Here is a 10,577-nt window from a genome sequence, read left to right on the forward strand (position 1 = left end):
GGCTTTAGCGTCTCAAGGGATGCGAATAATACACCCTTTATTTTTCGAGTCAACACTTTGTTTTAAACTTTCTTTCGACAATTTAAAACCGAAGTTTTATTTAACTCTCTGAGTAGTTCGTGCCTCGCTATGCGTTGGCGTTTCCCTTCTCAGTGGGGTCGCATTATAGGGAGCGGCGGATTTTACGCAAGCGTTATTTTCATTAAATAGTAATTAAAATTAAGCCCCAAGCAAGCACACACGATAAGCACAAGTTACCCACAAAAGCCTGTTGATAAGTCTTATTTTTACATAGCTAACCATACTAAAGCTTTTAATTAAAACCCTAAAAATACAAAAAGCACCTTATAAAGGTGCTTCTCAAAAGTAATAGTTATTAGAATCTAGGGTCTGTTTATCTTTCAAGATTAAATTTGCAGCAGTCTGTTTGGTATTTGGGCAAGGCAGAGCCTATGTAGTTTGGTTGATCCCCATAAATAGGCGATAACGCAGCATTAATGCCAAACAGGCGCTGCCCAAAGGGTTCTTCCTAGGGGCTATTTACTCTTTGTTACTCGGTTTTTACTTATTCTTACATGGATGTAAGCCAGTAGGGTAACGCAGGAGCAGTTACCGAGCCCACTAGGTTACAAATCTCGCGCCGCGATTAAACAACCCCTAGTTTGAACAAATTTTAATCCGCAAAGAGCAACAGACCCTAGTATAAAATACTATATAACTTGCGACGATACTTTGCTGCGAGCGCATCACCATCGGGTAAAGAGGCAATAATGGCTAAAAAGCTTGGTTTCACTTCATTGAAATTCAGATCTTTTTGCAGCACTGTAAATAGTATATCCAATGCTTCTTCTTTTCTGCCTGCTTCATTGAGCAACATACTGAGCTCTTCTTTTAATTCTAAGTCATTTGGATACTTTTCTACTTGTTGTTGCTTTTCTTTAATCTCTGGTGAATCTTTTGCTTCAAGCGCGGCTTCGCATTTTGCTTTTATATTATTAAAGTAAGCATCTTGATCTTGTGCATCTATTGTATTTATAAGCGCTTGCGCTTCATCTACCTTGTGAATTTGAATACATATGTCTGCAAGCACTAATTTGATACGTGCATTACCGCTGTCTATTTCATAAGCTTGCTTTGCATAATTAAATGCAGCATTTAAGTCTGACTTTAATAACGCTTGCTTTGCTTGTTCTAGCAGTAAGTCTTGTTGCGCCGGTAAATGCTTTGCTAGGGCTTCACGTATTTGCGCTTCGCTTTGAACACCTGCAAGTAAATCTACTGGTGCAGAGTCTTTTAATAATACAAGCGTAGGCAGTGTTTGAAGACCAACCTGTTGCGCAAGTTGAGAAGCGAGTGCTTGCTCTGCATCGCAATCTAGGTTTGCTACTACTATATAGCTTGCATATTCAGCCGCTACTTTATCTAAAATTGCAGCCTGTCCGATGCAGTCAGGACTTTGAGGAGAGAAAAAGTTAAGCAACACCAATTTTTGCTGTGATGTTTCACCGAGTACTTGTTGAAGGTTTTGCGCGTTAATACTAACTATGTTGCTCATTGAATTGATTGCCATATTCATCTATTTAGGTTTTTATATGGTGGTGAACATAATAATTACAAGTCATATACCTAAATCATCCGGTATACATATTCAACAATGAGGGAAAACATGAAATTAACTTACCTAAGTGCAATACTTTTATTAGCAAGCCCATTTGTACAGGCAAATGGACTCGATTTGAATTTAAGCAAAACCATGCCAGCTATAGAAAAGTTTTACCTCGATTTACACCAATCACCAGAGCTTTCTTATCACGAACAAGAAACAGGCAATAAAATAGCGGATAAATTAACTCAACTGGGTTTTAAAGTAACAAGTAATGTAGGTGGCTTTGGTGTAGTTGGTATTTATAAAAATGGTGAGGGGCCGACAGTAATGATCCGCACTGATACCGATGGCTTACCTATTATAGAGCAAACAGGAAAATCCTATGCATCAAAAGTCAAAGTAATAGACGAGCACGGTGCTAAAGTAGGTGTAATGCACGGCTGTGGCCACGATATTCACATGAGTTCATTTATTGGAACTGCAGAGCAATTAATAGTACACAAAAATCAATGGAAAGGCACTTTGATGATGGTTGCACAGCCTGCCGAAGAAGTTGGCGGGGGTGCTAAAGCTATGTTAAGCGAAGGACTATTTAGTAAATATGCAAAACCTGATCATATAATTGCTTTGCATGTAAGTGCTAGCGTCCCCGCTGGTAAGGTATCAATGAAAAACGAATACACTATGGCAAGTGTAGATTCTGTCGATATTACAATAGAGGGCAAAGGTGGTCATGGTGCTTATCCGCATACAACTATAGACCCAGTGGTTATAGCTGCACGCACTGTACTTGCTCTGCAAACAATCACAAGCCGAGAGCTTTCACCGCTTGAGCCCTCGGTTATTACAGTTGGGTCTATTCATGGTGGCTCAAAACATAATGTGATTTCTGATGAAGTAAAGTTGCAACTCACTCTCAGAAGCTATAACCCAAATGTTAGAAGTGCTCAGATAGCAGCAATTAAACGAATCACGGCAGGTATTGCACAAAGTGCAGGCTTAAATGAATCAAACTACCCTGTGGTATATGTACATGAAGATGAATCTATTCCATCTACCTATAATAACCCTGCACAAACAGACATTGTTAGAAACTCTATTGCCAGCGCAATTGGCGATACTAATGTACTTGAAACACAAGCTGTAATGGCAGGTGAAGATTTTGGCTTATACGGGCGCACCGATGAAAATATCCCTATTACCCTATTTTGGCTAGGAGGCGTAAACCAAGCACAATATGCAGATTCGATAAAAACAGGTGAGGTACTCCCTTCTCTACACTCTAGTAAATTTGCACCAGATTATAAAGTTGCTATTCCAACTGGAATAAAAGCAATGAGTAACGCTGCTGTTGCCTTATTTAATAAGTAACCTGAGTTCAGGTTAAGTAATACCAATTCAACATTAAACAATATCATTGAATAAAATGGCTCTGTAGTTAACTAGCAACAGAGCTTTTTTTATAACTCGACTTTTTAAAGGTCGCTTTTCCACCTCGTTTAGCAAAACGTTTTTTAGGTGAGGTTTTTGGTAACCTTGCAAATGCATTGCTATCACAGTTTGCTGCTAATTGAACAAACCCATTTAGGTCAGCAAGTAAAGGTTGTAAAAATTGCTGATAACTCATTGCCTGCTGTGCAATATCACCTAAGCTCGACTCCCACTTTGCGGTTAAATCAGGACTCACTAAACCTTGTGGTAATACGCTAATAAGAGCAAGTCCCGTTTCGGTCGCTCTAATTGACTTACCTTCACGTTTTAAAAAACGACGTTTAAAAAGCAACTCGATTATTCCTGCACGTGTTGCCTCCGTACCTAAACCATCGGTGTCTTTTAATACTTTTTTAATTTGTGGATCTTTAACATAACGGCTAATGCCCGTCATCGCAGCCAATAATGTAGCATCGGTAAAATAAGCAGGGGGTGATGTATGCTTTTCGACTACTTCGCCTTGCTCACAAAAAAGAGACATACCTTTTGTTAAAGGAGGTAACGTAGCTTCATCTTTTAATTCAGACTTACCCATTAATACCTTAAAGCCTAAGCTTACATCTTGTTTTGCATTTGCTTTAAATAATCCGCCAGCGATTGTTATCTCTGCTTTAGTTTCATTATATATATAGTCGGGATAAAACTGAATTAGGTAATGGCGGCTTATTAATTGATATACCTTCGCTTCGTCACCGCTCAAACTCGCTGACTTTAACTGCTTAGCCGTAGGCACAATGGCATGATGGGCAGCCACTTTTGAATCGTTAAAACATTTACTACGCTTTTTTACATCAGCCCCGTTTACTAATTCACTGCTTTGCCCACCATTAGCACTTATTGCCTTAAAAATAGCAGATGCTTCTTGGTGGTGATCTTTGGGTAAATAGCGATTATCAGAGCGTGGGTAAGTTATTAGTTTATGACGTTCGTAAAGTATTTGGCAAATATCCAACACTTTTTGAGCTGGCATACCAAATGCTTTAGCCGAATCTATTTGCAGAGCAGATAAATTATAAGGTAATGGAGCACTTTGTTTTTTTTGTTTTTGGTCGAGTGAAGTAAGCTCAGCATTTTGCTTTGTAATGCGTGAAGCAACATTTTCTGCAAGAGCTTTGTTAAGTATTCGCCCTTCTTCATCTTGGTGTGGCTCACATGCTTTGCTTGGAACCCACTTAGCTATGAATGGTTGATTATCTGGAGTAAGCAAATGCGCCAATACATCGTAAAAAGGCTTAGATACAAAGTGCGCTATTTCGTTATCTCTATTAACAACAAGACCTAAAATAGGAGTTTGAACCCGCCCTACCGAAAGTACATTACCAAACCCTGCTTTTTGCCCAGCGAGTGTGTATGCACGTGTTAAATTCATACCAAATAGCCAATCAGCACGAGAGCGCGCTAAAGCAGATACACTTAGCGGAATAAAATCTCGATTAGAACGCATTGTGCCCAATGATTTCTTTACCGCCGATAAGTTTAAATCACTAATGAGTAAACGTTGCGTACTCTGCTTTTTAGCCTGACTTATTTTAGCTTCTTCAATTACTTGATCGACCAGAAGCTGGCCTTCACGGTCTGGATCGCCAGCGTGAATAAGTTGCGAGGCTTGTTTAATTAATTTTTTTAAAACAGTGAGCTGTTTGCGTGTTTTAGTTTTGGCTTTTAACTTCCACTGCTTAGGTATTATAGGTAAGTGTTCAAACTGCCACTTTTTAAAACGTTCATCGTAATCATCGGGTTCTGCTTGTTCTAGCAAATGCCCAATACACCAAGAGACACAATCGCCATTAGCTACTTCTATATAACCATCATGTTTTTTATGTGGTTTTGGTAACGCATCAGCAATAGCGCGTCCAAGTGAAGGTTTTTCTGCAATGTAGAGTTTCATAGCCTGCTCACCACTGTTCATATAAACAGTAGTCTAGCACAGCTATTTTAAAGGAGGCACTTTTTTGTAATCATTACTGATTACGGTATTGTTATTTTTCATTTCGGTATCTATATCGATTAAAAGTAAATGCTCATACATTAACGTGCTATGAGATAAATCCCAACGACGGATTCAGCAATACGTAAAAGTTGTAAAATTGGCGCTATAATAACAATCAATTGACCTAGAACACATTGCCATAAAAAATTTTCCTTTTAAAACCTGATTGTGCAATCCAAGAAATGCAATTAAACGTCCAAACACGATAGCTATATATAAATATCAACTCTTTTAAGCTTGAGCATGTCAAGTTACTAAAAAGAAACAAGGCAGCAGTTAACACTATAAGCCTTTAAGTTAAGTAACCTTGAAATATACAAAACATAAAAACCGATTCAAGATTAACAATCTAACGTACATTTATAGGAGCAGACTCTTTTGCTTTACCTTGCAAAATAGAAATCTCGACGCGGCGATTTCTACGACGGTCTTCATCTGTATCATTAGGTACAAGTGGTCTTGTTTCCGCTCGCCCTACAACCATCATACGCGTTTTATCAAATCCTTGAACCCTCTGTAATTCACTTGCAACAGCGACTGCACGTTTTGAAGATAAGTCCCAATTGTTAATATATAACTCATTAGATACCTGAAAATCATCTGTATGTCCTGATACGGTTATTTCTCCGGGTACATCTTTTAAAAGTATACCGATGTCTTGAATGATAGGCTTAAATTTAGGCTGTAAAAAGGCACTTCCCGATGGAAATGAGCCATTTTCACGAATACGAATAATGATTTGCTGCCCTAAAGACTCAAGTTCAATTGCGCCATCTATTATTTGCTTTTCAAGCTGCTGCGCTATTTTTTTTACAAGTTCATTTGTTTGCTCTTGATCTGCAGATGCAGTTGCTTGTTCAGAAGATTGCTCTTGAGAAGTGCTACGGGATTCGCCACCACGCTTATCACCACGTTGCTCTTGTCTGCCTCCGGCAGAGCTTTCATCTCCCGCTTGAAATTCAAGCATTTGCTGAGTCATTTCAACCGTTTGCTGCTGAATGGTTTCTATCGGAGTCGGCTCAGGTTTTCCTGGGGTAAACTCCATGGCAATAACAGAGGTACCTTTGGGAATATCTTTTACTTCAATTTTATTTTGCACACCAAAAGCAAACTTCATAGAGCCCGCAATTTGTTTAAACTTAAGTACATCCATTTCTGAAAACGCAAGCAAGAGTACAAAAAAGCACATTAATAGCGACATTAAGTCCGCAAAAGTTCCCATCCATGCGGGTAACCCTGGAGGTGGACATTTGCACTCTTGATCTGACATGGTTACTCCTCGGTATCTACTTTACGTTTTGATTCAGCTAAGTAGTTTTTCAAAATACCTTCAATTACTTTTGGATTTTGACCATCTTGAATCCCTAAAATAGCATCCAAAATTAAACGCTGATTCATAGCTTCTTCTTCTTTTCGGAGTTCTAACTTTACTTGAATTGGAATTGCTACAACATTAGCTAAAAATGCGCCGTATAGAGTCGTTAGTAGTGCTACCGCCATCGCTGGACCAATCGCCTTTGGATCGTCCATATTTGAGAGCATAGCAACAAGCCCGATAAGCGTACCAATCATACCCATCGCAGGTGCAATATCGGCTAATGACTTAAATAAACCTGCGCCCATCTCGTGCCGAGTTGTCGTTAACGAAATATCTTTTTGGAGTGTTGCACGAACAACATCGGCATCATGGCCGTCTACAAGCATGTCGACGCCTTTGCGCATAAAGGGGTTTGGAATTTCAGCTTCTTCGAGCGCTAAAAAGCCCCCTTTACGAGCTGAATCAGCAAGCTCTACTGCTTTTTCAATAAGCTCTTCTGGCGTTTCAATTTTAAACATAAACGCTTTAGCAACAACTTTACCTATACCCAAAAACTGCGACATGGTGAAATTTGATAAAACAATGAAGAGTGAACCACCAAATACAATTACACTTGAGGGAGCATCGGCAAACATAGCCATTTCACCGCTACTACTCATAAACATAGACATGACAATTAAGCCAATTGCGCCTAGGATCCCGATTATGGTTGCTAAATCCACATTTCCTCCAGAAGTTTCATGCTTAATGGCCTTATCATAAACTTTTATTATTAACTGCTTATCGGCAACATATTGAATTGCTTAAGCCATTTTTATAAATAAACATAAAAAGCAGCCTTTAGCACTATTTTAGATCAAGTTATAAAGGCTACCTAATTATCAATTGATTTACTAAACTAATAGACCGCTATTGAGGCTTTGTTAATACACTTTAAATATAATTTAACGTTATAAAGGTAAAAAACAATATCATCCTTTGACCTAGTTTAGCATTCCCCCTAAAATTGACCCTAAATTTATTATGTAAGCTGAAATAAAGATGGCGACCAAAAAACCTGAAAACTTAAGTTTCGAACAAGCACTAGAAGAATTATCTACAATCGTTAGTGACATGGAACAAGGTGACTTATCGCTTGAGCAATCATTAAAGCAATTTGAGCGTGGAATTGCATTAGCGAGTGCTTCATCAGGGAAATTACAGCAAGCAGAACAAAAAGTATCAATTTTAATGGGTAATGGCGAAAAGTCAGTACTTACAAACTTTGATAATGATATGGAATAGCTGTGAGCATAAAAAATTATATTGAACGTGCTCAAAAAGATGTAGTTGCGACCTTACAACAGCATTTTGAACAGTCTCTCGATACAGAAGAAACTGTAAAGAACGCCACGCAATATGGATTATTTAACGGCGGTAAAAGATTACGCCCATTTTTAGTTTATGCCACAGGCAATATGCTTGGTGCAAACCAACAAGACTTGAATGTACTTGCGGCTGCAATTGAGTGCATTCATAGCTATTCGTTAGTTCATGATGACTTACCAGCGATGGACGATGACGATTTACGCCGTGGACGCCCTACTTGCCACATAGCGTTTGGCGAGGCAAACGCTATTTTAGCGGGTGATGCTCTGCAAGCTCTCGCCTTTGAGCTTATTGCAAATCATAAATTTGAATGCTCATCGCAAACACAAGTAAAAATGATTTCTACACTTGCCCACGCATCAGGTCTTCAGGGAATGGTTGGCGGTCAAGGCCTTGATATAGCAGCAACAGATAAAGTGATTACTGTACAAGAACTTGAGCGCATACATAAACTAAAAACCGGTGCACTTATCAATTGTGCAATTACACTTGGCGCACTGTGCAGTGAAAAGGCAGACCAACAAACCTTAGAAAATTTAAGTATTTTTGGGTATGCTATAGGGCTTGCATTTCAAGTACACGACGACATTTTAGATGTTGAGGGCGATACGGTTATTTTAGGAAAGCCACAAGGCTCCGATATTGCCGCGAATAAAGCGACATATCCGGCGTTATTAGGTATGCTAGGCGCTAAAGAAAAGGCGCAGAATTTAATACAACAAGCACATGAAGCGTTGGCAAATATAGATGCTGACACAACACATCTTGCGTCGCTAGCAAATTATCTTATTGAGCGTGACCACTAATTTTTGCTCTTACGTATTGCAATTAGCACTGACATTATTACTCAACATTAATTATTCGTAAAAGCTTTGAATTAATTAATGTTAGCGAAGGATATATATAAAACCATGACACTTGATAGTAGCAAGTATCCATTACTTAATTTGGTTGACGAGCCAGCCCAATTGCGTGACTTAGCGCAAGAAAAACTCCCTGCATTTAGCAATGAGCTGCGCGATTATTTACTCAATTCAGTATCGCAAAGTAGCGGTCATCTAGCGTCTGGTTTAGGGACGGTTGAACTAACCGTTGCGCTGCATTATGTTTATAACACTCCAGACGATCGCCTAGTTTGGGATGTGGGTCATCAAGCTTATCCGCATAAAATCCTTACTGGTCGTCGCGACCAAATGCACAGTATTCGCCAAAAAGACGGTTTGCACCCTTTTCCTTTTCGCGATGAAAGCCAATACGATACGTTTAGCGTAGGCCATTCAAGCACTTCTATTTCAGCTGCTTTAGGTATGTCTATTGCCGCGCAAAAAGAAGGAAAAGGCCGAAAGTCAGTAGCTATTATTGGTGACGGAGCTATAACCGCAGGCATGGCATTTGAAGCGATGAATCATTTAGGTGATGTAAAATCAGACATGCTTATTATTTTGAATGATAACGAAATGTCGATTTCTGAAAATGTTGGCGCATTAACAAATCACTTTGCTCGAATTTTATCAGGTAGCTTTTATACTAACATTCGTGAAGGTAGTAAAAAGTTACTCTCAGGTGTGCCTCCGGTAAAGCAACTTGCCAGTAAAATGGAAGAGCACATTAAGGGCATGATGATCCCGGGTACCTTCTTTGAAGAATTAGGCCTAAATTACATAGGCCCAATTGATGGTCACGATGTAAACATGCTTGTAGATACATTACGTAATATGCGTAATTTAAAAGGCCCACAGCTTTTACATATAAAAACGCAAAAAGGTAAGGGCTACAAACCGGCTGAAGCCGATCCAATTGGTTATCATGGTGTACCAAAATTCGATCCAAGTACAACTAGCCTGCCTAAATCTAAACCTAGTGCTGCTACTTTTTCAAAAGTATTTGGCGATTGGTTATGCGATATGGCAAAGCAAGACAGCAAGTTAATGGCTATCACGCCTGCAATGCGCGAAGGTTCAGGCATGGTACGTTTTTCTAAAGAGTTTCCAGATCAATACTTTGATGTAGCAATAGCAGAACAACACGCTGTTACCTTAGCTGCTGGCTTTGCTTGCGAAGGTTTAAAACCTGTTGTAGCTATTTACTCAAGCTTTTTACAACGTGCGTATGACCAATTAATACATGATGTTGCACTGCAAAACTTACCTGTATTATTTGCCATTGACCGCGCTGGTATTGTTGGAGCCGATGGTGAAACTCACCAAGGTGCGTACGATTTAAGCTTTATGCGCTGCATTCCAAATATGGTAATTATGGCACCAAGCGATACCAACGAATGCCGCCAAATGCTATACACCGGTTATAAAGCAAATTGTCCAGTAGCTGTTCGTTACCCTCGTGGTAGTGCGGGCACTGCAGACATAGAAAACACGATGCAATTGCTCGAAATTGGTAAAGCGAATGTAATAAAACAAGGCAGTAAAATTGCCATTTTATCGTTCGGTACATTACTTGAAAATGCGCAGCTTGCTGCACATGAATTAGATGCAACGCTTGTTAATATGCGCTTTATTAAACCGCTTGATACTGCTCTTTTAAACGAACTAGCAACTAGCCATGATGTAATAGTTACGATTGAAGATAACGCTATTGCAGGCGGTGCAGGCTCTGCAGTTAACGAATTCTTAGCAACGCAAAAAGCTAATATTAATATCCTTAACTTAGGTATTCCTGATGAGTTTATTAAACATGGCACACAAGATGAAATGCATAACGAAATGGGGTTAGGTGAGCAAGGAATATTAAACGCTATCAAAGCGTTTACTCGCTAACTAACTGCATTGAAAACATATTAAAAAGAA

General features: G+C 39.2%; 8 protein-coding genes. 4 read left to right on the forward strand and 4 right to left on the reverse strand.

The features are described from left to right. Window positions 1-697: 697 nt before the first annotated feature. The gene (locus tag P20652_RS12430) at window positions 698-1,555 is read right to left on the reverse strand and encodes a tetratricopeptide repeat protein (RefSeq protein ID WP_008167336.1); all 858 of its coding nucleotides are present in this window, start codon (window positions 1,553-1,555) and stop codon (window positions 698-700) included. 111 nt (window positions 1,556-1,666) lie between these two features. Between P20652_RS12430 and P20652_RS12425 the strand changes: the two genes are divergently transcribed. Then, entirely contained in the window at window positions 1,667-2,977 is a 1,311-nt protein-coding gene (locus P20652_RS12425; protein WP_008167337.1) for a M20 family metallopeptidase, read from the forward strand. 67 nt (window positions 2,978-3,044) lie between these two features. On the opposite strand, the gene P20652_RS12420 is transcribed toward P20652_RS12425, so the two are convergent. The 3 genes from P20652_RS12420 to pomA form a co-directional block, all read right to left on the reverse strand. Continuing rightward, a complete protein-coding gene (locus P20652_RS12420; protein WP_033017260.1) occupies window positions 3,045-4,985 on the reverse strand; it encodes a DNA topoisomerase III in 1,941 nt (646 codons plus the stop codon). Between the two features lie 451 nt (window positions 4,986-5,436). Then, on the reverse strand, window positions 5,437-6,357 hold the full coding sequence (locus tag P20652_RS12415; RefSeq protein WP_033017256.1) for a flagellar motor protein MotB: 921 nt from the start codon (window positions 6,355-6,357) through the stop codon (window positions 5,437-5,439). Window positions 6,358-6,359: 2 nt separating this feature from the next. Beyond that, entirely contained in the window at window positions 6,360-7,127 is a 768-nt protein-coding gene (gene pomA / locus P20652_RS12410; RefSeq protein WP_008167342.1) for a flagellar motor protein PomA, read from the reverse strand. Between the two features lie 319 nt (window positions 7,128-7,446). Between pomA and P20652_RS12405 the strand changes: the two genes are divergently transcribed. The 3 genes from P20652_RS12405 to dxs all read left to right on the forward strand — a co-directional run bounded on the left by P20652_RS12405 (window position 7,447) and on the right by dxs (window position 10,547). Next, window positions 7,447-7,689, forward strand: coding sequence for an exodeoxyribonuclease VII small subunit (locus tag P20652_RS12405; RefSeq protein WP_002961738.1), 243 nt, complete (start codon window positions 7,447-7,449; stop codon window positions 7,687-7,689). Between the two features lie 2 nt (window positions 7,690-7,691). Beyond that, window positions 7,692-8,579 (forward strand): (2E,6E)-farnesyl diphosphate synthase, encoded by an 888-nt coding sequence (gene ispA / locus P20652_RS12400; protein WP_008167345.1) that lies wholly within the window; start codon window positions 7,692-7,694, stop codon window positions 8,577-8,579. A gap of 105 nt (window positions 8,580-8,684) precedes the next feature. Then, window positions 8,685-10,547, forward strand: a complete 1,863-nt coding sequence (gene dxs / locus P20652_RS12395; protein WP_008167346.1) for a 1-deoxy-D-xylulose-5-phosphate synthase — start codon at window positions 8,685-8,687, stop codon at window positions 10,545-10,547. The last annotated feature ends 30 nt before the right edge of the window (window positions 10,548-10,577 follow it).

Origin of the sequence: Pseudoalteromonas sp. BSi20652 (genome assembly GCF_000239855.1) — a bacterium.
Lineage (GTDB): Bacteria > Pseudomonadota > Gammaproteobacteria > Enterobacterales > Alteromonadaceae > Pseudoalteromonas.